Here is a 24,392-nt window from a genome sequence, read left to right as displayed (position 1 = left end):
TTACGTCAGCTGTTGCGGTAGTGGTCCCAGCTCGCCTTGCACGCGTGAGCGAGCTGGTCCACCCGTTCGGCGTCGGGTGTAGGCCAGTCGACGCCGGGTTCCATGATGTATGCGGCCAGTTCGTCTCCCAGTAGGAATTCTCGTTTGAATTCGGCCTGAACCGCGCTCAACGTGATCCCTGCCTCGTCAGCGCGGGCGCGCGAGTCGGCGAATCTGGCTCCGGCCGCGATGATTTCGAAACTGCCGAGGTACGGCTGATTGAGAGCGACCGCATCGGGATCGTCGACCTGAAATCCCTTGCGATGTGCGACCGCAAGTGTGCGTATGAGCTCCGGATCCATAGTCACGGGATTGTCGCCGCGTCGATTGCCGTCGTGATCGCCACGATTGGAGAGCGCAACGACGTCGGGGAGCCGATCTGCTTCCGGCCGTTCGACATTGACGGCGCCGTCCCGCCGGGTGGTGTGGTTCATCGTGTCGTGGAACGACAACGTCGTGAACGATCGGCCGAGTTCGAAGCTCTTCTCCACCATGGCTTCGATCAGTGCGTCGCGAGTTCTTTCGTAGACGCCCAAACCGTGTTCAGCTGTCTCGGTGAAGGTCTCGGCGAGGTCCTTCCAGCCCGCGTCGTCGCTCGGCTCGAGCAACAGGGGGTAGAACGAGAATGTGACAGGGCGAACTGCGTCGACGCCGGTGAGGTCCGCTCTGTTGCCGGCACCGGCCTTGTGGACGCGGGCGAAGGCTTCGCGCAGTGACGCTTCCAGGTTTTCGGGCTTCGCACGGTTGGGATCGCGAATCATGCGAGGGTGCGGATTCTCCACGTACACGATGCGCGAATCGATTTCGGCCCAACGGCGCACGATGGAACTGGTGGACATGTCGGTGAAGTCGAATTGCAGTCGCTGTGTGAATTCAGGTGCGAGAAAGCGTGAGAGTTCTGCTGGAATCGCGGAACCCGAGTGTGGGCAACTGACGAGAAGGTCGGCTTCGGCGATGGCGTCGTCGAGACTGCGGGAGTCGCGATCGGCATAGAACGTCAGGTCCTCCGGCGTGAACACGGTTCCGGCCGGGATGAGTACTGGTGCTCCACTGGTCATGAGCCCCAGCGTAATCGAGTGCAACCGTGCAATCGAGTACAACCGTGCAGACTCAGTATCCGCTGAGTCGTTCCACGAGAGCTGCTTTGATCTCCGGCCGACCAGCCGCGACCAGAGTGAAGGTGGCTTCACGCATGAGCCGCTCGGCGGTGTTGCTGCCGACCAGGGCGCGGCTTCCGGTCGCAGTGACGAGCGCGGCCGACGCACGCACAGCAAGTTCCGATGCGCGGGCGCGTGCAGCCGACATGTCGCCTCCGTTGCGCAGTGCTGCATCGAGATCGGCGCGCGCCCGGGCGGCTTGTTCCTCGAACGCGTCGGCGTCGACTCCCAGATTCGCGAGTTCGGTCACTGCGCGGCGGGTGATGCCCATGGCCATCGCGCCGTTGAGCCACAATCCGGGGAGTTGGGTGCTCTGGAACTGTTCGTCACTGACGACTGCACAGACATCGGTGTCGGGAATGTCGAAAGCGTCGAAGACGATTCGGACGGTGTTGCTCCCGCGTGCCGCGATCAGTGGAAGTTCCTCGATCGTCAGCCCCGGGGCCTCTCCCACTGGTACGACGGAGTGAACGATGGAATTGTCGAACTCGTCTCGCGCCGAGACCAGGAGTACATCGACGATTCCCCAGCCGGTGACGAAGGGTGCGATGCCGTCGAGGACGTAGCCGTCGTTCACCCGCTTCGCCCACAGGAGCGGCGGCCGGGGGATGGCGCCGGCATACGCAACGCCACCGCGAATCGTGCCGGAAACGAGCCCGTCCCAGTATTGTTCGCGCAGAGACATATTGGAACTCGAAGCCAAGGCTCCGACGACGCCGTGATGCTGCATCCAGGTGAAGGTCGTTGCCAGGCAACCGCCGCACAAGGTTTCGAGGACGTCGACCAGTTCTTCGCTGCTGGGTCCGCCCTCCCCGAGGGCGGCGATGCCGTAGAAGCCGTCGGCGGCGAGCGCGTCGAAATGGCTGCTGGGGATTTCTCCGTCGGCGTCGACGCTGTCGGCGACGGGAAACAGAACGGTATCGGCGATCTCACGCGCAAGCTCCGGCCACTTGGTCACGCTGTCAGGGTAAGCCGTGAGCGGGGGTTGTGGTGTGGAACCGGAACCGCGCATCTAGAACGAGGGCGGCGAACTCACGATGAGGAATCTCGCCACCGCATCGGTGCGATTGAACCACCGATGCGGGATGGTCGAGGTGTAGAGGAGGGTGTCACCGACGTGAAGGACGTGATGCTCGTCCAGTCCCACCTCGACTTCGACAGATCCTTCGAGTACGTGAATGAACTCTTCGCCGGCATGCTCGGTGTGTTCGCCTGCCTCGGAGTGAGGGGCTGCCGTGATCTCGTTGGGTTCCATGGTGCGTGAACCGGTGGAGCAGAAGCGGATCACCGAATCGTGTGCCAGTTCGAACGTTCGCCCTTCCCCGGCGCGGACGAGGCTGGACGGAGTTCGTTCACCTTGTGCCAACAGCGCATGAGCGGTGGTGCCGATCGATTGCGCGAGGCGATGAAGGTTCATGACACTGGGTACTGCGTGGCCGTTCTCGGTCTGGCTCAGGAAGGGCTGCGACAGTCCCGACTTCACGGCGACCTCACGCAACGTCAGTCCGGCTTCTTTGCGCGCCGTCCGCACGGCAGCCCCGATTGCGGTCGCTATCGTCTTCTGGTCGTCGTCCATGTGCCGAAGATAGCAGTGCTCTGGTGAAAGTTTTGATTACACAGACGAAACAAATTCGACCACGGTAAGAAATTATCGACGTGCTGAATAGTCCCGTACACGAAACACTTCCAGCTTCGGACGGAGATCGGCGCATGGCCATCCATCCAGTCGACCAGCGGCTCCCCATTGCCCGCCAGTCTGCTTTTGCTCTTCAGCACGTCCTCATCATGTACACCGGCTGCATCACGGTTCCGCTGGTTTTCGGTGCCGCCGTAGGGCTGGATCGCAGCACAGTCGCGATGCTGATCAGCGCGGACTTGCTCGTTGCAGGCATCATCACGATCATTCAGAGCTTGGGCGTCGGGAAGGTCGCCGGTGTTCGGCTGCCGATCGTGTGCGGGGCGACCTTCGCCGGACTGACGCCGATGATTCTGATCGCGAAGGAGTACGGCCTGCAGGCGGTATACGGGTCCATGCTGGTCGGTGGTGTAGTCGGCATAGCTCTGGCCGTACCGTTCGCCAAGATCGTCCGATACTTCCCGCCCCTGGTCACCGGCGTCGTCCTCACGGTCATCGGCATCTCGTTGATCGGGGTCGCAGGAGGCTTGATCGTCGGAAACGACCCCACCTCCCCGTCGTTCGCCGACCCGAAGAACCTGGCGCTGGCTGCGGCTGTCGTCGTAGTCGCGGTGGCGTTCATCTGCCTCGGCCGCGGGATGTGGACACAACTCGGAGTGCTGATGGCATTGGTGATCGGTACCGTGATTGCCATACCGATGGGTCTGATCGATCTGAGTGGCGTCAGTGGTTCGGCCTGGGTGGGTTTCCCGATGCCGTTCCATTTCGGAGCTCCGGAGTTTCCCGTCACCGCGGTGGTGGCGATGAGTATCGTCATGGCAGTGGTTTTCGCCGAATCGACGGCGAGCATGCTGGCCGTCAGCGAGATCACCGGAAAGCCTTTGAAGAAAGCAGATCTGGCACGAGGCCTGGTGGCCGACGGTATGTCGGGAGTTCTGGGCGGAATCTTCAATGCCTTTGTCGACACTGTTTTCTCCCAGAATGTCGGCGCTGTGGCCACTACCCGGGTGTACAGCCGGTACGTGACCGCTACCAGCGGTGCCATTCTGATCGTCCTCGGCCTCATCCCGCGAATGGGTGAAGTGGTTGCCGCCCTACCTGATCCGGTGGTCGGCGGTGTTGGCATCATCTTGTTCTCGACTGTCGCCGTGGTCGGAATCAACACGCTGCGCAAGGTCGATCTCAGTGACCCGATCAACACCACGATCGCTGCTGTATCCGTCGGAATCGGCATTCTGCCGGAATTTGCGGAGGGGATGTTCGAGCGGTTCCCCTCCTCGGCACAGATCCTCCTCGGTAGTGGCATCACTTTGGCTGCGGCCTCGGCCTTTTCGCTCAACCTGCTGTTCAATCACAGCCGACTCGGTGAACTCGCGAGACGATCGCGCGAGAGCCTTCACCCCACTGCAAAAAATGAACCCGCTACCAGTTCTGCAGGAGACGCCAGTGCCATCGTCACAGTCTGATTCTCTGTCAGGATCCGATCTCTTCGAAGTGCCCGTCATCGACATCTCGCCTTACGTGCTCGGTGGTGCCGACCAGGACAAGGCGCGAGTGGCTGCTGACGTCGACCATGCTTGTCGAACTGTCGGTTTCATGCAGATTCGGGGTCACGGCGTTCCAGTCGACATTTCTTCCGGCCTCGCCGACGCCATGGACGACTTCTTCGGACTGCCGCTGGAGACCAAATCGGGCTACCGAATCGCGGGCGCGAATCGTGGGTACAGTCCGCCCAAGAGTGAGTCGCTGAGCTTGAGTCTCGGCGTCGAATCCGCGACCCGGATGAACGACTTTTTCGAGGCGTTCAACATAGGAACCGAAGCCCGATCATTCACCGAACTCGAACTGTCGGAGGAGGATTACGGAATCAACCTGTGGCCGGCAGTGCGTGGATTCGCGGAGCGAGTGGAGAACTACTACGCCCATGGCGAGCGGGTGGCGCGGACACTCACCACCATTTTCGACGACGCACTGGGCCTGACCCCGGGATTCTTCGAGTCGATCACCGACCATTCCATCGACGTATTGCGGATGAACAATTACGCATTGCCCGAAGGGGCGGTGACGTTGGACGGCGAGTTGAAGGGGATGGGGGAACATACCGATTTCGGGCTGGTCACCGTGTTGTGGGCGGATCAGGTCGAAGGTTTGCAAGTGCTCGGGAGCGACCGACGCTGGCACGACGTCTGGCCGGAAGACGATGCGCTGTTGGTCAATCTTGGGGATCTCACCGCGCGCCTGACCAACGACAAGTGGATGTCCACGTTGCACCGAGTTGCGCCTCCGGTGGTGAACGGCACCGTCAAACGTCGACGATCGGCCGCGTTCTTTCACGACGGAAACGTCGATGCGGTGATCGCGACACTACCGCGCTTTCGCGACGACTCCGGCCTGGAATACGAACCCATCACTGTTCGCGATCACATCAAAGCCAAGCTGGCCGGGTCGAGGCAGGGGAAGTCCAATACCGCCGCAGTTCGTGAGGCGGCACGGGTGCTCTCGGCGGCCGAGTTCGAGGTGAAGCAGTGAGCCCTCGGAACATCGTCCTGATTCACGGCGCCTGGGCAGGTGGTTGGGTCTGGGATCGGGTGCGTGGCCCTCTGAAGTCGGCCGGCTTCGATCCCGTCGTGGTGGAGCTTCCCGGCTCCGGGAGTTGGAACCCCGACGACGTGATCGATCTGGCCGATGTCGCCGAACATGTTGTGTCAGTGATGGAGTCATTGGACGGGCCGGCCATCCTGGTCGGGCACTCAGGCGGCGGGATCGTGGCCTCGCAGGTGGCCGAGTGGATACCTTCGCAGGTAACGGGTCTTGTATATGTCGCGGGAATGATGCTGCCGTCACAGATGGATTTCGGGATGCTGTGTGCTGAAGCCGGTTTGGAAAGTCCGGTCGGGATCTCGCGTTGGTTGGTCCCTGTCGGCGAAGGCGAAGCGACGGCAGTTCCGCCGGAAGCCGCTGCCGCCGTGTTCTTCCACGAAGCGCCGGTCGCCGATGCGATAGGCGCAGCGCGCATGCTTGTCCCACAATTGGAGTCCGCCCGTTTGATGGCAGCGGACTGGACCGAAGAGCGATTCGGAACCGTGCCGAGGCTCTATGTCGAATGCACCCTGGATCGAACTGTGCCGATCGAGGCTCAACGTGCCATGCAGAGACTTGTCCCCGGTGCCCAGATGGTCAGCCTGGGCACCGATCATGCACCTCAGTTGTCGGCGCTTCCGGAGCTGATCGACGCGATCACCGATTTCGCCCAGCAGGTGTTCAGCCGAACTCGACCCCTTGAGCCAGCGGCAACTGGTCCGAGTAGTTGACGGTATTGGTGGCTCGGCGCATGTATGCCTTCCACGAATCCGAACCCGATTCGCGTCCGCCGCCCGTCTCCTTCTCCCCGCCGAAAGCGCCGCCGATCTCTGCACCGGACGTTCCGATGTTCACGTTCGCGATGCCGCAATCGGAACCGTCGGCGGCGAGAAAACGCTCGGCCTCACGCTGATCGAGCGTGAAGATCGAGGACGAAAGACCTTGAGGCACATCGTTGTGCAGCGCAATGGCGTCGTCGAAATCGGTGTAGGTCAAGACGTAGAGGATGGGTGCAAAAGTCTCGGCCCGTACCACCTCGGTCTGTGCGGGCATACGAACGAGTGCAGGTGTCACGTAGAAACCGGATTCGCCGACGCGGTCGCCGCCGCACACTACGGTCCCGCCGTCCGCGCGCGCGGCCGAGAGCGATTTCTGCATCGCCTCGAACGCGGCTTCGTTGATCAGCGGCCCGACCAGAACACCGGAGTCGAAGGGACTGCCGACCTGGAGTTGCGCGTATGCGGACGCAACGCGGTCGACGACGTTGTCGGCGATCGACTCGTGAACGATGAGCCGGCGCAGTGAGGTGCAGCGCTGCCCGGCAGTTCCGGCGGCGGAGAAGACAATTCCGCGCACGGCAAGCTCGAGATCTGCCGACGGCGTGACGACGGCGGCGTTGTTTCCACCCAGCTCCAGGAGACTTCGTCCGAAACGCTCGGCAACTCGTGGAGCCACGGCGCGGCCCATTCTCACGGAACCGGTAGCGCTGACCAAGGCCACAAGTGGGTTGTCCACCAAGGCCTCACCGACGTCGCGTCCGCCGATGATCAACTGGTGGACGTCTATCGGCGCATCACAGTCGGCGAGTGCGCGTCGGAGGAGGGCGTCACATGCCAGTGCGGTCAGTGGCGTGGTTTCCGAAGGCTTCCACACGACGGCGTCACCGCACACGAGAGCGATGGCGGTATTCCACGACCACACCGCGACGGGAAAGTTGAACGCGGAGATGACCCCGACGACGCCGAGCGGGTGCCACGTTTCCGTCAACCGGTGGCCAGGACGCTCGGACGGCATGGTGCGTCCGTAGAGCTGCCGGGAGAGACCGACCGCGAACTCGCAGATGTCGATCATCTCCTGTACCTCGCCGAGAGCTTCCGAGGTGACCTTGCCTGCCTCCAGCGTCACGATCTCCGCGAGATCCTCCTTGTGCTCGGTCAGTAGGCTTCCCAGCCGCCGCACGACCGCCCCGCGCGCCGGAGCGGGGACGGTGCGCCAGGTGAGGAACGCTCGATGAGCCGCTTCGACGGCGTCGTCGACTTCTCGGCCGGAGTGTTGCCGGACCGTACGCAGTTGTGTACCGGTGATCGGACTATGTGCGCTCAGATCGCCGGCGGGCCACTCGACACCGCAGGCAGCGAGGGCGTTCTCGGCGCGGTCGGCGAGGCTCGAAGAATCAGGCAGGTTCACTGGGAGTCCTCTGTGGTTGTAGGCGGGGGTGGTTGTAGTCGGGGGTGGTTGTGGGCGGGAGAAAGCACGGCACGTGATGCCTCTTGTTGTGCGCGGTACAGCTCGAACGGATCTTCGATGGTGCGGTCGATGGCGCCCTCCAATCGATCCTGCCCGTATTCGGCGCCGGGCGCATCGGAAACGAATCCGGTCACGGAATCGAGATTGGACGCGAAGATCCCGGCCGCGGATGCCGGTAGAAAGTCCTCGTAGACGATCGGGTCGCGGACGACGACAGTTCCTTCGCTTCGGTACGTGAAGTACGCCAACCCCGCGTCGTCGAGTCCGTCCTCGGTGTGCGGAAATTCGCTGCCCCAGTCGGCGTCCTCGGGCCTGGCGATCAGTCGGTCGTAGATCGCCCTCCCGCTGCGGGTCAACGCGATTCCGCGTGCCTCGACCTCGCCGAATCTGACGCGGACAGGTTCTGTGGTGACCGATCCGTCCGGCCGACGAAAACGTCTGTCTTCGGCCAGTGCGCGAAACGACGTCTGCCGCAGAAGCAGTGGCGGCCCATTCCATCTCGGCGGGCCTTGGATGCGGTCGATCATGGCGATGCCGCGCTCGGTCATTCGGCGGTACAATTCGTCGATGTCGAGTACCCGTGGGGTGAGGTGGTTGACATGTGTCGAGCCCTGGCCGGCGATGTCTGCGGCGACAGGTGAGATCGCGGCAAGTTCGCGATACCAACCGGCGTCGATGGGTTCGGTGCCGAGCCGAAACGCCGAGGTTGCCGCTTCGACGAATTGTGTCGCCTCGGGCTCCGGGAGGCCGCACTCGCGGTTTGCTTGCCGTGCCCACTGCAGAAGTGCGGGAGAGAACAGGGTTCGGCGACGCAGGAACCCGGTGATCCGACGCTCGAGGTCGGTGTCGAAAAACCTGGAATCGGAGCCGGTCAGTACGGAGGTGAAAACACGGAACGGGTTCCGGGCGAGTTCGGCAGGCTCGGTGGGGCGAAAAGCCGTCGAGACAACGGGAATGGGGGAGTCGGTGAGCCGGAGGTCGTAGTAGCCGACCGGAAACATACCGAATCCGCCGAAGACGGTGGTCACGTCACGTAGTTCGTCGAGAGTCCCCAGTCGGATGGCGCCGTGACGCTCGGCGCTGACTCTCGCCAGGCTGCCCAGGCGCTCCGCAGGATCCGGATGTTCGGCAGCAAAATCACGGTTCACCTGCAGCGTTACATCTACCAAGGTGTTGTAAGCGGGGACCTCGTCGCCGTACATCTTGGCGAGGGCCGCAGCGAACCGTGCACGTAGCTCCCAGGTTTCAACCATACGAATGTCCGATTGCGTTAGCCTGCGCAGGTGCGAGAAACAGAAACCAGTGACGTTGCCGGTGTTCCGGTCGACGAAACCGATCGACTTTTGATGCGTGAATTGGTCTTGGACGGCCGTGCCACTCTCGCGAGTCTTGCTGAGAAGGCTGGACTCTCGATCTCCGCAGTCCAGTCGAGAGTGCGTCGATTGGAGTCTCGCAAGGTGATCCGTGGCTACTCGGCGAAGATCGATCCTGAGGCACTCGGTCACAATCTGTCCGCATTTGTCGCCATCACTCCTCTCGATCCTTCGCAGCCCGACGATGCTCCTGCTCGTTTGCGTCACCTGCCGGCGGTCGTTTCGTGCCACTCGGTGGCCGGGAGTGAAAGTTACGTCCTCCTGGTCCGGGTGGCGTCACCTCGGGCGTTGGAGCGATTGCTGCAGGAGATCCGTACGGCAGCCAACGTCAACACACGAAGCACCATCATCCTACAAACTTTTTACGACGAATGACGCTTGTTCAATAACTTTTACGGTGTTCTATCGACACTCTCGTAAAATTGACATAACCTTCGCGTATGAGTACTGCGATGCGAGACTTCGGTGACAGTGCGCTCTTTCCGGTCTACGAGGTGTTGAAAGCCAGCATGCTCGTCGACGGATTCGATCTGATTCTCGACGTCGAAAGGTCACGAGGTTCCTATCTTCGCGACCTGCGAGACGGAACCGAGTATCTGGACATGTTCGGCTTCTTCGGTTCCTCTGCCCTCGGGATGAATCACCCGGCGATCACCGGCGACGAGGAATTTCAGCAGGAGTTGGCTGTTGTCGCCTCCAACAAGCCGAGTAACTCCGACATTTACACCGAACCCATGGCGCGGTTCGTTGCGGCTTTCGCTCGTGTCCTGGGGGATTCGGCGCTTCCACACTTGTTCTTCGTGGACGGCGGGGCACTTGCGGTGGAAAATGCGCTCAAGGTTGCTTTCGACTGGAAGAGTCGGTTGAACGAAAGCCGTGGATTGTCACGCGATCTGGGGACGAAGGTCCTGCATTTGACCGAGGCCTTCCACGGTCGTAGCGGATACACGATGTCGCTCACCAACACCGAACCGGGCAAGGTCGCGAGATTCCCCAAGTTCGACTGGCCCCGCATCGACTCGCCGTACCTGGCAAACGGCCGCGATGTCGAAGCAGCGGAGAGGCGAACTCTCGATCAAGCGCGCCGAGCGTTTGCCGACAACCCCGACGATATAGCCTGTTTCATCGCCGAACCGATCCAAGGCGAAGGCGGTGACCATCACCTCAGGCCGGAATTCCTGCAGGCGATGCAAGAGCTGTGTCGTGAGAATGACGCCCTCTTCATCCTCGACGAGGTGCAGACGGGATGCGGGATCACCGGAACCGCTTGGGCCTACCAGCAATTGGGATTGCACCCGGATGTGGTGGCCTTCGGCAAGAAAACGCAGGTGTGCGGCATCATGGCCGGTGGCCGCGTGGATGAAGTGCACGACAATGTGTTTCACGTCAGTTCCCGGATCAATTCGACGTGGGGCGGCAACCTCACCGACATGGTGCGCGCCCGGCGGATACTCGAAGTCGTCGAACAGGACCGACTGATCGACCGCGCGCGATTCACGGGCGCGCATCTCCTTACCCGGTTGACCGAAGTGTGCGGGCGTTACGCGACGGCGACCGAGCCTCGGGGTCGTGGCTTGATGTGCGCGATCACGTTGGCGGACAGTGACCTTCGTGATCGCGTCGTCCAGCGACTGCGGGAAGACGAGCATGTGATGATTCTGCCGACGGGTAAGCAAGGAATTCGGTTCCGGCCCGCACTGACGGTGACGACCAGTGAACTGGACGACGCGGTCGACGCCGTCGAGCGCGTACTCGAACGCGAAGCCTAGGTCCCCGCCTGGAGTTCGCCCCACACCCGGTCCGGTGTCATCGGCGTGGAGTACATCCGAACTCCACAAGCATTCGCGATTGCGTTTGCCAACGCCGGTGCCACCGGATTGAAGGGCGCCTCGCTCATCGATTTCGCGCCGAAAGGGCCGAGCTTGTCGTACGTGTCGGCAAACAGTACCTCGGTGATCGGCAGATCCCCGATCTGGGGAACGTGGTAATTGCGCAGCTGCGGATTGACCACCCTACCTTCCTCGATGACTATCTCCTCCGACAGCGCAGCACCGAGCGCTTGTCCCACACCGCCTTCCACCTGCCCGCGGAGTTGTGCCGGGTTCATGACGGTGCCGGCATCGGCGGCCTGAACCGACTGCAGGATCTTCACCCGGCCGGTATCCGTGTCGACGGCAACGCGAAAACCGTGAACGTTGAACGAGACCGAGCGCGGTGTTCCGTCGTGGCGACCGTCAGCGGCGAGCGGGCCACCTTCGAGTAGCGTCGCGAAATCGAGGCAACCGTGGGACGTTTCGACCCCGTCCGGCGAAAGATCGTCGATCTGCGCGGCGCGGCCACTCAATCGCGCCGCACGGGTCAGTATCCGCTCGCGAAGGCGCTCGCAGGCGATCAGGAGCGCCTTTCCGGCGACCACCGTTCCTGTCGACCCGAATGCTCCGGTGTCGTATCCGCCGGCATCGGTGTCGGATTGAACAATAGAGATGCGATCGACTGTCGTCCGCAATTCGGTGGCCGCGATCTGTTGGTGAATCGTGGTGGTTCCGTTTCCGAATTCCGCAGTACCGATAGTCACGACGTACCGACCGTCGGCCTCGAGTGCGACGGTGGTGTCGGAGAAGTGACCACGCGGCGGGATCGTCGCGATCATGGCAATTGCCATGCCTCGACCGATCTGCCAACGCGACCCTGCTGGTGCAGCCTCGCCGCGTCCGCTCGACAGTGCACTGTCGACGAGGTCGATGCACTGGTCCAGTCCGTAGCTGCCGAATTCGAGATCACCGTCCTCGACGTGCCAGTCGACAAAATCGTCTCCGGGTACGACGACGTTGCGGCGCCGAAACTCGAAGGGGTCCATGCCGAGACGATCCGCGAGCTGATCCATGGCCGACTCGACCGCGAAGATGATCTGACCGAGACCGTAGCCACGGAAGGCGCCGGACGGAACGTTGTTCGTGTAGACAGCCTCGGCGTCGACGCGTTTGGTCGCAGCGCGATAGACCGCCATGGATTCGGCGCAACCGTGGAACATGACTCCGATCGAATGGTTCCCGTACGCCCCCGCGTCGGAAAGGACGTCGATGGCCAGCGCAGTGAGAGTGCCGTCGGCATCGGCGCCGGCACGGACCGATACCCGCATCGGGTGCCGCGACGGTGCGATGGTGAACTGATCGCTTCGGCTGAACTCGTAAGCAACGGGCCTACCGGTTCGCAGGACGGCCAGTGCGACCAGATCTTCGGTGAGTAGTTCCTGCTTTCCGCCGAAGCCTCCACCTACCCGCTTGGCGAACACCCTGATTCGGCTGCGATCGAGATCGAAGATGTGCGCCAATTCGTCCCGAACCAGAAACGGCACCTGTGTGCTGCTTCTGATGACGAGGCGGTCGTCCTCGTCGAGCCACCCCACAGCGCCGTGAGTTTCCAAGGCCACGTGCTGGACTCGCGCAGTTTTCCACGTACCTTCGACGACTGCAGTCGCATCCGCGAGCGCACGGTCCAGGTCGCCGACGCCGTCGTGAAGCGCGGCAACCACGTTTCGGGGTGCCTCGGCTATCCGTGAGCTCTCGTCTTTGTCGCCGTGCAGGAGCGGAGCGCCGGGGGAACGTGCCAGATCTGGTTCGAACACCGCGTCGAGTACCTCGTAGTCGACTTCGATCAGTGAGAGTGCACGTTCTGCCTGCGTCGGGGTTTCGGCAACGACCGCGGCGACCCGCTGGCCGTGGAAACGGAGGGTGCTGTCGAACACCCGCGTGTCGTCCGGGTCGTCGTTGCGGTCCTCGTGTCGGGCAGTCGAGAACAGCACGTCCGGACTGTCCTGAAAGGTGAGGACCACGGCGACGCCCGGCGCCGCTTCGGCTGCTGCCGTGTCTATCCGGGTTATGTGTGCGTGTGCGTGCGGACTGCCGAGTACTGCGACGTGAAGCAGGTCGATCGGCTTCTCACCCGGGGAGAAGTCCATGGTGTACTGCTCGGTCCCCGTGACGATGCGTGCGGACGCCGGGGCTGCGATCGAACGCCCTTGGGCCCCGCCTATTTTGGCAGTCTCGGTATTGGATGTACCCGCGAGGGCGTCACGAATGGACCGATAGCCGGTGCAACGGCACAGGTTACCTTTCATCGAGCACGCGAGATCGGATTTTTGTTCTACCGACAGCGCTGATGTGGTGACCACCATTCCTGCGGTGCAGAAACCACATTGGAATCCACCCGCGTCCGCGAATGCCTGTTGAACGGGGTGAAGTTTCTCCGGCGTACCGAGGCCGGCGGCGGTGACGACGTCGTGGCCGCCGATGCGATGGGCGGGAAAGATGCACGAATGGGTGGGGTGACCGTCGACCAGCACCGAGCAGGCGCCGCAGTCTCCGGCATCGCACCCCTTCTTGACGGAGTTCGTTCCGTGCTCGCGGAGGAAGGTTCGCAGGCACTGTCCTGGGCGGGGTCGGTCGTCGCGGGGAACTCCGTCCACCGAGTACTTCATTCCAGTTCACCTCGGATTTCTTCGGCGAGAAGCTCGGTCATCGCCTTCCGCCATGGCGCAGTTCCATGGACATCGGTGAAGTAGGCGTCTTCCGGAATCCTGTTGCGCAATGCATCCGCAAGTGCAGCGGTGTCGGGGAGTTCGTCGAATTTCAGTGCGTACGGACGGCGGGTCGCGGCGGTGACCGCCAGGGTGAAACCGTCGGCGCCGCAGCGTCCGGCCACGGCCACGGCAGATCGCCCGAGTGACGTCTGTGCCAGCTTGCGCATCGCGGTACGCGCAGTGAGTGCATGCACGGGAATTCGGACGCAGCGGATGATCTCGCCGGGTCCGAGCACGTTGCGAGAATCGTCGATGACGAAATCGACTACGGGGACCGAGTATTCGGTACCGTCCGGTCGCCAGATCGTCAATTCGGCATCGAGTGCGGTGCACAGAGTCGTCATCGCTCCGGCCGGGAAGGAGAGCGCGATGTTGCCGCCGACAGTCGCGTATCGCAACACCTTCCACGATGCGAGCAGTGCGTCAGCGCAGTGTTGGAACAGCGCTGCGGCGGACCAAGATGTGGGAAGCTCGGCGCGGCACAGTTCCTCGATGGTGCAGGTGGCCGCGATTTCGATCCCGTGATCGCTGACCTCGACTGCCCTCCAGTCGAGGCCGGACAAGTCGACGAGCGTGGTCAGGTGCGGCTGCGGTTCCGAATACAGCCAGGTGCCGCCGCCGATGAACCCGATGCCGGGTGACGCACAGGGTAGTTCGGCCCGGGTCCGCGGCACCAGAACTTCGTCGACGCTGTGCAGGTCCATCGCGGCCTCAAGCCTTTCCGAGTAGGTCGCGGTGTGCGCGTGCGACATCCGAGGCCACGACGTCCTCGTCGACGGTGGTGACTCGTCCGTCGGCAACTACGGTTCGCCCGTTGACAAGCAGTAACTTCAGCGGGGGAGTCGAGCCGAGTACGAGCGCTGCCACCGGATCGGTGATGCCGGCATGCGCGAGGGTGTCGAGTTTCCACACCGCCAGGTCGGCGAGTTTTCCGACCTCGATCGATCCGATCTCGCTGTCACGGCCCAGAACTCGTGCGCCGCCGATCGTTCCCAATTCCAAGGCTCTTCGCACCCTCATCGTCTGCGGTCCGCCCTTGGCCCGAGCAAACAGGAGCGCATGACGAGACTCCTCGATCAGACTGCATGCTTCGTTGCTCGCGGCGCCGTCCACGCCGAGCCCCACGGTGACCCCGCCGTTCACCAGATCGGCGGCACGGGCGATACCGGCTCCCAGGCGGGCATTGGAGGTCGGGCAGTGCGCCGCCGCAGTTCCGGTTCGCGCCATCGTCTCGATACCGGCGTCGTCGAGATGGACTGCGTGGGCGTACCAGACGTCCGGGCCCACCCAGCCGACGCGTTCCATGTATTCGATCGGCGTGCAACCGAAAAGCTCTCGGCAGAAGCGCTCCTCGTCCAGGGTCTCGGCCAGATGCGTGTGCATACGCACGCCGTTTTCACGGGCCAGAGTCGCGGACTCTCGGAGCAATGACTCCGTCACGGAGAAGGGTGAGCAGGGAGCTACCGCGATCTGCAACATCGACCCGGTATTCGGGTCGTGCCAGCGGTCGATCACCGACTGTGTGCCGGTCAGGATGTCGTCGAGTTTTTCCACTACGTGATCCGGCGGCAGGCCGCCGGAACTCTGACCGAGGTCCATCGACCCACGACACGGGTGGAATCTAAGGCCGACCTGCGCAGCCGCGGTGATCTCGGCCTCGAAAACATCACCGGCGTCGCGGGGGACGACGTAGTGGTGGTCGGTGGTGGTCGTACATCCGGTTTTTGCCAACCAGGTGAGGCCGCCGGTGGCCGCCACGTGGACGGCGTCGGCGTCGATACCCGCCCAGACGGGGTACAGCGTGGTCAGCCACTCGAAGAGCGTCGAGTCTGCTGCCAGGCCACGGGTGATCCATTGGTAGAGATGATGATGTGTGTTCACCAGTCCGGGTGTGATCAGGCAACCGCTGCCGTCGATCACATGCGCATTCGGGTACGCGGGGGCCTTTCCGCTCCCCACGTCGACAATCTTGTTGCCAGAAATCACGACGTAGCCGTCGGAGTACTCGGAGCGGTCGCCGTCCATCGTGACCACATGGGCATTGGCGATGACGAGTGTTGTCCCGAGCGCTGATTCGGTCACGACAACCAGCCGGCATAGGTGGTCCACGATGGTCCCGCGTCAGGCGCGTCGGATCGGCTGACCGCGGCTTGGATAAGGCCGTACGGGCGATCGGCGGCGTGGAACACCTCGTTGTCGTTCTCGACTCCGAAGCGGCCGAGTGCATATTCGAAATGATGTTTGTTGGGTGCGGACAGTCGAACCTCGGCAATGATCGGAAACTCTTCGAGAATTGCCTTGCCGATGTGGAAGAGCGTCTGCTGCAGGGCAAGTGAATGTACCTGCGCGAATTGTTTGACGATTTGTGCCTTGATGCCCACGTAGACCGATTCCCAGTCGACGTCGGTGGTGACGAATCGCCACTGGGCGACCAACGTGGTCGCCATGACGCGGTCGTCGGTCGGCTCGAGGATCGTGTACGGATCTTCGAGGAAACCCGAGAACTCACTACCAGTCGATTTGAGGATCACCAGGTCCTTCAAGCCGCCGATCACCCACGTCCCGGCATCGGCCGTCCCGGCGTCGGAGATGGTGATCGACGCCGTCCGAACTTCTTGACCCTTCCGAATCCAGGTGTAGTCGTGCTCGCTGCCGTCGACAATCGCACGCTCCCAGGCGTATTCCTCGATCTCGATCCGCGCGCCACTGACCGGTTCGATGTCGTCGACGAAATGACGGGCGAGTTCGAGTCCGTACGTCTCGATCGAGATCAGGCCTTTTTCCTTGGCGTAGGAGTAGGCCGTTTGTTTCTGCGTGTCGGTCGGCAGAACCTTCGACTGATCACCGGTGAGGTACGCATCGGCGAAATCTCCACGCAGGCAAGTGGAGACGTTGATGTCGTGAATCTCGTGACGGGGGGTGTCTCGGTAGATTCGGACTACTCGATTTTCCGCTTTGCCGTACTGGTGACCCGAGAGTTCGATCGATCCGCTCAACCGTTCGGCGCTTGTATTGCCGGTCGTGATGTTGCCGGTTGTGATGTTTTCGGTAGTCACGTGTTCAGCTCCCGCGATAGGTGGAATAAGCAAAGGGCGACAGCAACAGTGGGACGTGATAGCCCCGTGCCGTGTCGTCTACCCGGAAGGTCACTGTCACTTCCGGGTAGAAGTTCTCTTGTCCGGTGGTCTCGAAATACGTTCCGGTGTCGAAAGTCAGGGTGTAGTGGCCGGCAGTCAGACCGCCGGGAGCAAGTTCGGGGATACGGCCGTCGGAGTCGGTCTCCGCAGTGGTGAGGGTGGCGCCGTCTCGATCACGAAGTTCGACGCGAATCCCCGCCGCGGGGTTGCCCGTCGTAGCGTCGAGAACGTGCGTGCTGAGGGTCTTGCTCATGCTGCGCCTCCGGCGAGTGAATCGATCAGACGGGCGAGTCTGATCCGATTGATGGCGGCCAGTTCGGTTCGAAGCACGGAACGCTCGGTCGCCGGGTCGTTTCGGAGACGGCCTCGAAGGATGTCGAGGAGCTCCGTCCCAGATTTCCCCGACGCGCAGACCAGGTAAACATGGCCGAATGTGTCCTCGTACTCGGCGTTCTTCTGTCGAAGTTCCTCGAGTACGTCTTCTGTCGCGGACGAGACTCCCGACTGTTCCCTGGCCGAGGCTGCGCTCTCTGTTCGCTCTCCGATTCGCGGGTGGCCGGACAGTGCGTCGTCGATCTCGGACTCGGGAAGCTCGGCCAGCACCGCATCTGCTTTGTCGAGCAGTGCCTCCAGATCGGCGAACGGGCGAGACGAGGCGATTTCCTGTGCCCACACGGCGGAATGGCAACACTCGAGCAGCGCCGCGACTGCCTGGTGGTCTCCGAGCGCATCGAAGGCTCTGAGACCACTGGAATTCGTTGTAGGCATGTCCACAGGATTACTTGAGCATGTTACGGATCTGTAGCGCAGCAATTACGGGAGATGATGCGTCGCAAACTTTCTTTCGCCGGCCCTGTCCGGCTTTGGTCCGGCTCTTGTCCGGCACGGTCGAACGCCCGATACAGTCTAGGTATGACCGATACTCCGAAGTTGTCTTCCGTCGTACCGTCGCTGGCGAACCTCCGAGACATCGGTGGCCCCGAATCGAGCTTCGGAGGCACCGTCCGCACCGGGAGCGTGTTTCGTTCCACTGATCTGGCATCGCTCAGCGCGGACGGCGCACAGACCCTCGCCGATCTGGGCATCGTCACGATCTACGATCTGCGCACCGAATCCGAACGGGAAACGGCACCGGACCTGACGCCGGACGGTATCCGTGAACTCGGCCTGGATGTCCTGGCGGACAAGCAGTATCGCGCAATTCCGGCTCAGATGCAGCAGATGATCGCCGACCCTGCGTTTGCTGCCGAAGCGTTGGGCAGCGGCCAGGCGCTCGAGTACTTTCAGGGAAGTTACCGCGATTTCGTGACCTTGCCGAGTGCGGTCGCGTCGTACCGGCAACTGTTCGTCGACTTGGCGCAGCCGGCCAGCTCGCCGGCACTCGTTCACTGCACCACGGGCAAGGACCGCACGGGCTGGGCCGCGGCCGCGCTGCTGCTGTTCCTGGGGGCTTCCGAGGACGCGGTCTTCGCGGACTACCTCGAAACCAACAAGGTTCTGTTGCCGATGTTCGCGCCGCTCCTCGAGCGTTTCGAGGCCAAGGGTATCGACCCGACCCTGCTCGAAGGTGTCCTCGGTGTCAGGCGCGAGTACCTGGAGGCGTCGATGGCAGAGCTCGCACAGGTTCACGGATCCATCGAGGCCTACTTCACCGACGGCTTGAAGATCGACGCGTCGACTCAGGAACAATTGCGGAGCAACCTGCTCAGCTGATCAGAACCTGCTCGGCTGGTCGTTGCGGGCGTTTCGACGCCGCGTCACGAGGCTGACGATACCGATCCCGACGGCAATGCCGAGCAGATCGGCGCTGCCGTCCCAGATCGAACCCGAACGCGAAATGGGCAGCGCTGCTTGAAGAACCTCGGATGTCGCGGCAAAGATCACCAACCACACCGCCGTGAGCCACACCGGGATCCGGGCGTGCAACGAGGTGATCGCCAATACCGCGAACATCAACGTGTGGGTGATCTTGTCGGTGTTCTCCGGGCTGGACGGCACGGTGGAGCCCGGAGAGAAGAGCATGATCAGAGCGACGACCACGGCTATCGCCAGCGGCCAGTACCGGTTGTTCTTCAATTCGTCTGCCCCTCGACCACTACGAGCCCGAGTGCACCTTCGGCGAACCTCGTCACGGCGTCGGCAGCTGTCGTGAGTGCCTCGGTGTGCCCGTCGCGGGCCCAGCCGGTGAGCAGGGCGGTGGAGTCGAGAGGCGTCAGAACGACCTCGGCGAGAAGCTCACCGGTGTTGGGTTGGCACACTGCCCAGGAGTAGACGCTGTTCTCGTGCCACTGAGCGCTCCGCTGACTCACGTAATCGGGGTCGGTGATACCGCCGTCGGCAAGAGCGGGGCGGTCGTCCACACGCTCGTCTGCGCGCAGTGCCCGCAGATACCAGCCGCCTGCGTTGATCTCGATCGGCTCCATCAGTCGGAGTCCCGTTCGCGGCGGCGCTTGGCCTTGCGTTCCCGGTCGGTACCGAACAGCAGCGCACCGGCCAGGGGAATCGCGAGGAACCACAACCATGTACCGGTGACGAAGAACAGGATCACCGCGAGAATCGGGACGACAGCCATGACACGACCGGACCAGTCGGGGTTGAAGCCGCGCTCCGCCGGTGCGTCGGGAGGCGTCACCATCGACAGGGGAGCGGTGCCGGGGGCTTGATAGTTGCCCGGCAGATCGGCGAACACCGGAACGAGTTCACTGCGAGTTGTTGCGGCACTGACGATTCCGCTTCTCTCGTCGAACTCCGTGACGGTGAGGCGGCCTGCGGCGAAATGCTCGCTCAAAAGATCGAGTGCCTGCTCGCGTTCTGCAGTGCCGATGCGAATGTCGGGGACGTCAGCCATCGTTACAGCCTACTCAAACGACTGTGCGCCTTTCCGGTAGTGGGGACTACCGGAAAGGCGCACGGGGCCGGAGGCCCTACTTGAGTTCTGCGAGAACCGTTCCCTGCGTGATTGCTGCACCCGGCTCGACGGACAGTCCGGTGACGACACCGGCCTTGTGCGCGTTGACGGGGTTTTCCATCTTCATGGCTTCGAGAACGGCGATCAGATCGCCCTCCGCGACTTCCTGGCCTTCGGTCACTGCGACCTTGACGACGGTGCCCTGCATCGGAGCGGTGACAGCGTCACCCGATGCTGCTCCGCCGCCGGCGCCGCCGCGCTTGCGGGCCTTCGGCTTCTTGCGGATCGCACCGGAGGCAGCGCCGCCGCCGTTGCCGAGCGAGAACTGGCCCGGGAGGGAAACCTCGACGCGACGTCCACCGACCTCGACGACGACGTTCTGACGCGGCAGAGCCTCGTCCTCGTCGTCTACGGGAGCACCGGCGCCCGCGTACGGCTCGATGGGGTTGACCCAGTCGGTTTCGATCCACTTGGTGTAGATGTCGAACTTCTCGCCGTCACCGACGAATGCCGGGTTCTCGACGATGTGGCGGTGGAACGGGAGGACGGTCGCGAGGCCGTCGATCTCGAACTCGGCGAGGGCGCGCGATGCCCGCTGGAGGGCTTCTTCGCGGGTGGCACCGGTGACGATGAGCTTGGCGAGCATGGAGTCGAACTGTCCGCCGATGACGTCGCCGGCGACGACACCGGAATCGACGCGAACGCCGGGGCCCGTGGGCTCACGGTAGACGGAGACCGGGCCGGGGGCAGGCATGAAGCCGCGGCCGGCGTCTTCACCGTTGATGCGGAACTCGAAGGAGTGTCCACGCGGGGTGGGATCTTCCTTGATGGAGAGTTCTTCGCCGTTGGCGATGAGGAACTGCTGACGCACGAGGTCGATGCCCGCGGTCTCTTCCGTGACGGGGTGCTCGACCTGCAGGCGCGTGTTGACCTCGAGGAAGGAGATGGTGTCGCCCTGAACCAGGTACTCGACCGTTCCGGCGCCGTAGTAGCCGGCTTCCTTGCAGATGGCCTTCGCGGACGCGTGGATGCGTGCGCGCTGGTCGTCGGTCAGGAAGGGAGCGGGAGCCTCTTCGACGAGCTTCTGGAAGCGACGCTGCAGTGAGCAGTCGCGGGTACCGGCGACGACGACATTGCCGTGCTGGTCGGCGATGACCTGAGCCTCGACGTGGCGGGCCTTGTCCAGGTACTGCTCGACGAAGCATTCGCCGCGACCGAAGGCTGCGATGGCCTCACGGGTGGCCGACTCGAACAGTTCGGGGATTTCCTCGATGGTCTGGGCGACCTTCATGCCGCGTCCACCGCCACCGAAGGCAGCCTTGATCGCGACCGGTACGCCGTATTCCTTGGCGAATGCGACGACCTCGTCGGCGCCCTTGACGGGGTCCTTGGTGCCGGCCGCCATCGGTGCCTTCGCGCGCTCCGCGATGTGGCGTGCGGTGACCTTGTCTCCGAGGTCGCGGATGGACTGCGGTGACGGACCGATCCAGATCAGACCGGCGTCGATGACGGCCTGGGCGAAGTCGGCGTTCTCGGAGAGGAAGCCGTATCCGGGGTGGATGGCGTCGGCGCCGGACTTCTTGGCTGCGTCGAGGATCTTGTCGAACACGAGGTAGGACTCGGCGGACGTCTGTCCACCGAGGGCAAATGCCTCGTCTGCGAGCTTCACGAACTGCGCTTCTGCATCGGGCTCGGCGTAAACGGCAACGCTGCCGTAGCCGGCATCCTTGGCCGCCCGGATGACCCGTACCGCGATTTCACCGCGGTTCGCGACAAGCACCTTCGTAATGTGCGCGCTGGCATGACTGGGCACTGAGCCTCCTGTGGTTCGCATAGTCTGTCTCCGCGGTGTATTCCTCTGGGATTTCACCATCGGGGGATTGGCATCACTTCGGAGTGTATGCATCGCTTCGACGCTGGTTGTAACCGGATCGCTAAAGCCCACTCCGGCTTAGGAAACGGTTTCGAAAACTACCGATGAGTAGCGGTCGGAGGTGTGCTTGTCCGGTTCGGTGACGATGTCGTCGATGGTCCGGCGCAGTGCGGCCACGTAGGCGTGGACCGCGGCGTTCGCCGTTTCGTTGCCTGGATACCTGACTGCGAGATTGAGGCCGTGGGGTGTGCGGTTGATCCAGATGTAGACGTCGTGCGTGTACGCCTTGCTTCGGAGTGCTCGCGCGTTCCACTCAGGCCACTGAGCGGCCTCGGGTACAAAGCGAACGTCCATGTAGGACACCACGAATCGCGGTCGGATCGGAGTTCCGAGGTGCTCGCCGATCCGGTCGAACGGAACCGCGGCGGCAGGCTTGACCGCAGCGATCGACTCGGCGGCGCGGGACGCGAGGTCGCCGAACGAACAGTCCGATCCCACCGCGAACTCGACCGGGCACAGGCCGACGAACCAACCGAGCGCTCCCGCCCACTCCTGAGCGCTGCGGGTGTGGACCGGCGTCACGACCTCGAATCGATCGGCCGCCGCGACCTCGCGACCCACAGCCGCAAGACCACCGAGAAGTCCGGCGAAATACCCGACACCGGCTGCTGCGCACGTCGAGCTGAAGGCCTTTGACTGGTCGGCGTCGAGTAGCCAGGTCGACAGGCCGTTCTGAGAATCGGTTCCGCGTTCACCGATCGGTAGCGGGAACTGGGGTAACCCGTCCGTACCGAGAGCCTTACGCCAGATCTCGACCGCAGCCTTCTCGGCTTCCATGTCGGCCATCTGCTCGCGTTCGACGGCACCGAAATCGACGTAGCTGCCCACCGGAAACAGATTTGCAGCACTACCGGTCGAAGCCTCGCGGTACAGCGCACCGATCTCGTGGGCGACCAGGACGATCGAGAAACCGTCGATGATCGAGTGATCCGCCGCGAAGAACACGGTGAACGGACCGTCGCCACCGCGTGGCGTCAACGTCGCGAAGACGTACGACGGCCAACTGTGCGGGGAGGCGTAGTCGTCGAACAAGCGGTGAAGGTGGTCGAAGTTGTCCTGGCTGGACGCGTCGTAGCCGTGGCTGACGACGCCGATGTCGATCCCGCCGATCGGGACGGTATGCCGGGTGATCTCGCCGCTCGACGGCTCGAGGACGGTATGCGAGCGCAGAACTTCGTGGCGATCGATCCACCGGCCGAGAGCGACTCGGAACGCATCGACGTCGAGTGGACCGGAAATCTCGAAAGCTGTTCCCAGCCAAGACTTGTCGCCTGCGCCTGCAGCGGAACGGCTGAGATGTGCCTCGTGAATGTAGGAGACGGGCCGCGGATCCGGAACCCAGGGCCCGGTTGCGCACGGCAACCATTCGACGAGTGCGCCGGCCGGAATCGCATAGTCGGCCAGTTCGGTGAACTCCATGTTTTTCAGCCCCGCAAGTGCCGCTTGATGCGCGCGAGCATGGCCGACATTCCGCGCAGACGGAGCGGGCTCACAGCTTCTGCGAGACCGAGCGCCGAATAGAAGTCGTCGGGTACACCGAGGATCTCGTCGGCGCTGTGACCGTCGAGCCCCTGCGCGAGGATCGATGCGAAGCCGCGCGTGGTGGGAGCCTCGGGGGGAGCGCTGAAGTACAGGCGGACGTTGTCGCGGTCCGAATCGTCGACCGAGAGGAACAGTGGCGACTGACATTCGGGGACCGGCTCCATCGCGCTCTGCTCGAGCTCCGCCGGCAACGGCGGTAGTTCTCGGCTGAACTCGAGAAGAAGGGTGAGCTTGTCCGAGGCGCCCACGGCGGCGAAGTCGTCGACGATCTCGGCCAGAGCCGAAGGAAGAGCGTTCATGACGCCGATACGGGGGAAGGAACTGCGCCGGGCTCTTCGCCCTGGACGATCGGGACGCGCACTGCATTGCCCCACTCGGTCCAGGAACCGTCGTAGTTACGAACGTTCGGGTAGCCGAGAAGATGGGTCAACACGAACCAGGTGTGGCTGGAACGCTCGCCTATGCGGCAGTACGCGACGATGTTGTCCTCGGCCGACAGATCGCCGTAGATCTCGCCGAGTTCGGTGCGGGTGCGGAAGCGGCTGTCCGGTGCCGCTGCCTTCGCCCACGGGATGCTGAGAGCGCTGGGAATGTGTCCACCGCGCAACGCGCCCTCTTCGGGGTAGTCGGGCATGTGGGTTCGCTCGCCGGTGTACTCCTGCGGAGATCGAACGTCGATGAGCGGTCCGTCGCCCAAGTGTGCGAGAACGTCGTCCTTGAATGCGCGGATGGGAGCGTCGTTGCGCTCGACGACCGGGTAATCGGTTGACGTGATGTCGGGAACGTCGAAAGCGGTGTCGCGGTTCTCGGCGATCCATGCGTCGCGGCCACCGTCGAGAAGACGGACGTCCTCGTGGCCGAACAGTGTGAAGACCCACAGTGCGTAGGCGGCCCACCAGTTGCTCTTGTCGCCGTAGATGACCACGGTGTCGTCGCGGCTGATGCCCTTGCGGTTCATCAACTCTGCGAACTTCGCGCCGTCGATGTAGTCGCGGGTGACCGGATCGTTGAGGTCGAGGTGCCAGTCGATCTTCACTGCTCCGGGAATGTGGCCGACGTCGTACAACAACACGTCTTCATCGGATTCGACGACCTTGAGGCCCGGCGTACCGAGATTCGCCGAGAGCCATTCCGTCGAGACCAACCGGTCGGGATGCGCGAACTCGGCAAACGCGGTTGAGGGATCGGGGGCAACGGGCACGGGCGTACTCCTGAAGGCGAATCGTTCGGTTCGAACACGGACTTGATCGATTCTATGCGC

24 protein-coding genes are annotated in these 24,392 nt (G+C 63.0%); 6 read left to right on the top strand and 18 right to left on the bottom strand.

Going from position 1 to position 24,392, the window contains the following annotated elements; all coding sequences use genetic code 11:
* Nucleotides 1-5 precede the first annotated feature (5 nt).
* From I7X09_RS03460 to I7X09_RS03450, 3 genes are read right to left on the bottom strand one after another with little or no spacing between them, the layout of a single operon-like run.
* Nucleotides 6-1,097, bottom strand: a complete 1,092-nt coding sequence (locus tag I7X09_RS03460) for an N-formylglutamate amidohydrolase (protein ID WP_200315580.1) — start codon at nucleotides 1,095-1,097, stop codon at nucleotides 6-8.
* 52 nt (nucleotides 1,098-1,149) lie between these two features.
* Nucleotides 1,150-2,154, bottom strand: coding sequence for an acyl-CoA dehydrogenase family protein (locus tag I7X09_RS03455; protein WP_200315578.1), 1,005 nt, complete (start codon nucleotides 2,152-2,154; stop codon nucleotides 1,150-1,152).
* Between the two features lie 54 nt (nucleotides 2,155-2,208).
* Nucleotides 2,209-2,772 carry a helix-turn-helix domain-containing protein gene (locus I7X09_RS03450; RefSeq protein ID WP_200315576.1) on the bottom strand — a complete coding sequence of 188 codons (564 nt, stop codon included), beginning with the start codon at nucleotides 2,770-2,772 and terminating at the stop codon, nucleotides 2,209-2,211.
* Between the two features lie 134 nt (nucleotides 2,773-2,906).
* On the opposite strand from I7X09_RS03450, the gene I7X09_RS03445 reads away from it, so the two are divergent.
* Genes I7X09_RS03445 through I7X09_RS03435 form a run of 3 tightly spaced genes read left to right on the top strand, consistent with a single transcriptional unit; the run spans nucleotide 2,907 to nucleotide 6,143 of the window.
* Nucleotides 2,907-4,298, top strand: coding sequence for a uracil-xanthine permease family protein (locus I7X09_RS03445; protein ID WP_200315574.1), 1,392 nt, complete (start codon nucleotides 2,907-2,909; stop codon nucleotides 4,296-4,298).
* Complete coding sequence (locus I7X09_RS03440; RefSeq protein WP_200315572.1) at nucleotides 4,279-5,361, top strand: isopenicillin N synthase family dioxygenase; 1,083 nt, start codon at nucleotides 4,279-4,281, stop codon at nucleotides 5,359-5,361. The genes I7X09_RS03445 and I7X09_RS03440 overlap by 20 nt, the downstream gene beginning before the upstream one ends.
* A complete protein-coding gene (locus I7X09_RS03435) occupies nucleotides 5,358-6,143 on the top strand; it encodes an alpha/beta fold hydrolase (RefSeq protein WP_200315570.1) in 786 nt (261 codons plus the stop codon). The genes I7X09_RS03440 and I7X09_RS03435 overlap by 4 nt, the downstream gene beginning before the upstream one ends.
* Here I7X09_RS03435 and amaB read toward each other — a convergent pair.
* Together amaB and hglS are read right to left on the bottom strand one after the other, a co-directional pair.
* Nucleotides 6,094-7,599 (bottom strand): L-piperidine-6-carboxylate dehydrogenase, encoded by a 1,506-nt coding sequence (amaB, locus tag I7X09_RS03430; protein WP_095969046.1) that lies wholly within the window; start codon nucleotides 7,597-7,599, stop codon nucleotides 6,094-6,096. The two genes, I7X09_RS03435 and amaB, sit on opposite strands and share 50 nt — an antisense overlap.
* Nucleotides 7,596-8,912 carry a 2-oxoadipate dioxygenase/decarboxylase gene (hglS, locus tag I7X09_RS03425; protein ID WP_200315568.1) on the bottom strand — a complete coding sequence of 439 codons (1,317 nt, stop codon included), beginning with the start codon at nucleotides 8,910-8,912 and terminating at the stop codon, nucleotides 7,596-7,598. The genes amaB and hglS overlap by 4 nt, the downstream gene beginning before the upstream one ends.
* A gap of 30 nt (nucleotides 8,913-8,942) precedes the next feature.
* On the opposite strand from hglS, the gene I7X09_RS03420 reads away from it, so the two are divergent.
* Together I7X09_RS03420 and lat are read left to right on the top strand one after the other, a co-directional pair.
* Nucleotides 8,943-9,407 (top strand): Lrp/AsnC family transcriptional regulator, encoded by a 465-nt coding sequence (locus I7X09_RS03420; protein WP_003940830.1) that lies wholly within the window; start codon nucleotides 8,943-8,945, stop codon nucleotides 9,405-9,407.
* Between the two features lie 65 nt (nucleotides 9,408-9,472).
* Entirely contained in the window at nucleotides 9,473-10,801 is a 1,329-nt protein-coding gene (lat, locus tag I7X09_RS03415; RefSeq protein WP_200315566.1) for an L-lysine 6-transaminase, read from the top strand.
* Here lat and I7X09_RS03410 read toward each other — a convergent pair.
* The 6 genes from I7X09_RS03410 to uraD all read right to left on the bottom strand — a co-directional run bounded on the left by I7X09_RS03410 (nucleotide 10,798) and on the right by uraD (nucleotide 17,516).
* Nucleotides 10,798-13,509, bottom strand: coding sequence for a molybdopterin-dependent oxidoreductase (locus I7X09_RS03410; RefSeq protein WP_200315564.1), 2,712 nt, complete (start codon nucleotides 13,507-13,509; stop codon nucleotides 10,798-10,800). The genes lat and I7X09_RS03410 overlap by 4 nt on opposite strands.
* Entirely contained in the window at nucleotides 13,506-14,315 is an 810-nt protein-coding gene (locus I7X09_RS03405) for an FAD binding domain-containing protein (protein WP_095969277.1), read from the bottom strand. The genes I7X09_RS03410 and I7X09_RS03405 overlap by 4 nt, the downstream gene beginning before the upstream one ends.
* Before the next feature lie 7 nt (nucleotides 14,316-14,322).
* Entirely contained in the window at nucleotides 14,323-15,636 is a 1,314-nt protein-coding gene (locus I7X09_RS03400) for an 8-oxoguanine deaminase (protein WP_234036933.1), read from the bottom strand.
* 53 nt (nucleotides 15,637-15,689) lie between these two features.
* Entirely contained in the window at nucleotides 15,690-16,607 is a 918-nt protein-coding gene (gene pucL / locus I7X09_RS03395; protein ID WP_172436498.1) for a factor-independent urate hydroxylase, read from the bottom strand.
* Nucleotides 16,608-16,671: 64 nt separating this feature from the next.
* Nucleotides 16,672-17,001: a hydroxyisourate hydrolase gene (gene uraH / locus I7X09_RS03390; RefSeq protein ID WP_095969052.1), complete on the bottom strand. Its 330-nt coding sequence runs from the start codon at nucleotides 16,999-17,001 to the stop codon at nucleotides 16,672-16,674.
* Complete coding sequence (gene uraD / locus I7X09_RS03385; RefSeq protein ID WP_200315560.1) at nucleotides 16,998-17,516, bottom strand: 2-oxo-4-hydroxy-4-carboxy-5-ureidoimidazoline decarboxylase; 519 nt, start codon at nucleotides 17,514-17,516, stop codon at nucleotides 16,998-17,000. Before uraD ends, uraH begins: the two co-directional genes overlap by 4 nt.
* 144 nt (nucleotides 17,517-17,660) lie before the next feature.
* Between uraD and I7X09_RS03380 the strand changes: the two genes are divergently transcribed.
* Nucleotides 17,661-18,461: a tyrosine-protein phosphatase gene (locus I7X09_RS03380; protein ID WP_095969054.1), complete on the top strand. Its 801-nt coding sequence runs from the start codon at nucleotides 17,661-17,663 to the stop codon at nucleotides 18,459-18,461.
* Here the strand turns inward: I7X09_RS03380 and I7X09_RS03375 are convergent, their stop codons facing one another.
* The 7 genes from I7X09_RS03375 to I7X09_RS03345 form a co-directional block, all read right to left on the bottom strand.
* Nucleotides 18,462-18,824 carry a VanZ family protein gene (locus tag I7X09_RS03375; RefSeq protein ID WP_095969055.1) on the bottom strand — a complete coding sequence of 121 codons (363 nt, stop codon included), beginning with the start codon at nucleotides 18,822-18,824 and terminating at the stop codon, nucleotides 18,462-18,464.
* A complete protein-coding gene (locus tag I7X09_RS03370; protein WP_003940792.1) occupies nucleotides 18,821-19,171 on the bottom strand; it encodes a hypothetical protein in 351 nt (116 codons plus the stop codon). The genes I7X09_RS03375 and I7X09_RS03370 overlap by 4 nt, the downstream gene beginning before the upstream one ends.
* The gene (locus I7X09_RS03365) at nucleotides 19,171-19,596 is read right to left on the bottom strand and encodes a DUF1707 SHOCT-like domain-containing protein (protein ID WP_003940708.1); all 426 of its coding nucleotides are present in this window, start codon (nucleotides 19,594-19,596) and stop codon (nucleotides 19,171-19,173) included. Before I7X09_RS03365 ends, I7X09_RS03370 begins: the two co-directional genes overlap by 1 nt.
* 76 nt (nucleotides 19,597-19,672) lie before the next feature.
* Nucleotides 19,673-21,469 (bottom strand): acetyl/propionyl/methylcrotonyl-CoA carboxylase subunit alpha, encoded by a 1,797-nt coding sequence (locus I7X09_RS03360; RefSeq protein WP_095969056.1) that lies wholly within the window; start codon nucleotides 21,467-21,469, stop codon nucleotides 19,673-19,675.
* Between the two features lie 138 nt (nucleotides 21,470-21,607).
* A complete protein-coding gene (locus I7X09_RS03355) occupies nucleotides 21,608-23,008 on the bottom strand; it encodes a condensation domain-containing protein (RefSeq protein WP_095969057.1) in 1,401 nt (466 codons plus the stop codon).
* Between the two features lie 5 nt (nucleotides 23,009-23,013).
* Entirely contained in the window at nucleotides 23,014-23,430 is a 417-nt protein-coding gene (locus I7X09_RS03350) for a SufE family protein (RefSeq protein WP_095969058.1), read from the bottom strand.
* Nucleotides 23,427-24,332, bottom strand: a complete 906-nt coding sequence (locus tag I7X09_RS03345) for a sulfurtransferase (RefSeq protein WP_095969059.1) — start codon at nucleotides 24,330-24,332, stop codon at nucleotides 23,427-23,429. Before I7X09_RS03345 ends, I7X09_RS03350 begins: the two co-directional genes overlap by 4 nt.
* Nucleotides 24,333-24,392: the final 60 nt, after the last annotated feature.

This window comes from Rhodococcus sp. P-2 (genome assembly GCF_016598535.1).
Classification (GTDB): Bacteria; Actinomycetota; Actinomycetes; order Mycobacteriales; family Mycobacteriaceae; genus Rhodococcus_F; species Rhodococcus_F baikonurensis.
Note: the sequence above shows the minus strand (reverse complement) of the source record. Positions and strands in the feature narration are given on the sequence as shown.

Coding starts and splice junctions, on each gene's coding strand:
- I7X09_RS03460 (WP_200315580.1), bottom strand. CDS start 1,097: ATGACCAGTGGAGCACCAGTACTCATCCCGGCCGGAACCGTGTTCACG.
- I7X09_RS03450 (WP_200315576.1), bottom strand. CDS start 2,772: ATGGACGACGACCAGAAGACGATAGCGACCGCAATCGGGGCTGCCGTG.
- I7X09_RS03445 (WP_200315574.1), top strand. CDS start 2,907: ATGGCCATCCATCCAGTCGACCAGCGGCTCCCCATTGCCCGCCAGTCT.
- hglS (WP_200315568.1), bottom strand. CDS start 8,912: ATGGTTGAAACCTGGGAGCTACGTGCACGGTTCGCTGCGGCCCTCGCC.
- lat (WP_200315566.1), top strand. CDS start 9,473: ATGAGTACTGCGATGCGAGACTTCGGTGACAGTGCGCTCTTTCCGGTC.
- I7X09_RS03410 (WP_200315564.1), bottom strand. CDS start 13,509: ATGAAGTACTCGGTGGACGGAGTTCCCCGCGACGACCGACCCCGCCCA.
- I7X09_RS03405 (WP_095969277.1), bottom strand. CDS start 14,315: ATGGACCTGCACAGCGTCGACGAAGTTCTGGTGCCGCGGACCCGGGCC.
- I7X09_RS03400 (WP_234036933.1), bottom strand. CDS start 15,636: ATGGACGGCGACCGCTCCGAGTACTCCGACGGCTACGTCGTGATTTCT.
- uraH (WP_095969052.1), bottom strand. CDS start 17,001: ATGAGCAAGACCCTCAGCACGCACGTTCTCGACGCTACGACGGGCAAC.
- uraD (WP_200315560.1), bottom strand. CDS start 17,516: ATGCCTACAACGAATTCCAGTGGTCTCAGAGCCTTCGATGCGCTCGGA.
- I7X09_RS03380 (WP_095969054.1), top strand. CDS start 17,661: ATGACCGATACTCCGAAGTTGTCTTCCGTCGTACCGTCGCTGGCGAAC.
- I7X09_RS03370 (WP_003940792.1), bottom strand. CDS start 19,171: ATGGAGCCGATCGAGATCAACGCAGGCGGCTGGTATCTGCGGGCACTG.
- I7X09_RS03365 (WP_003940708.1), bottom strand. CDS start 19,596: ATGGCTGACGTCCCCGACATTCGCATCGGCACTGCAGAACGCGAGCAG.
- I7X09_RS03355 (WP_095969057.1), bottom strand. CDS start 23,008: ATGGAGTTCACCGAACTGGCCGACTATGCGATTCCGGCCGGCGCACTC.
- I7X09_RS03350 (WP_095969058.1), bottom strand. CDS start 23,430: ATGAACGCTCTTCCTTCGGCTCTGGCCGAGATCGTCGACGACTTCGCC.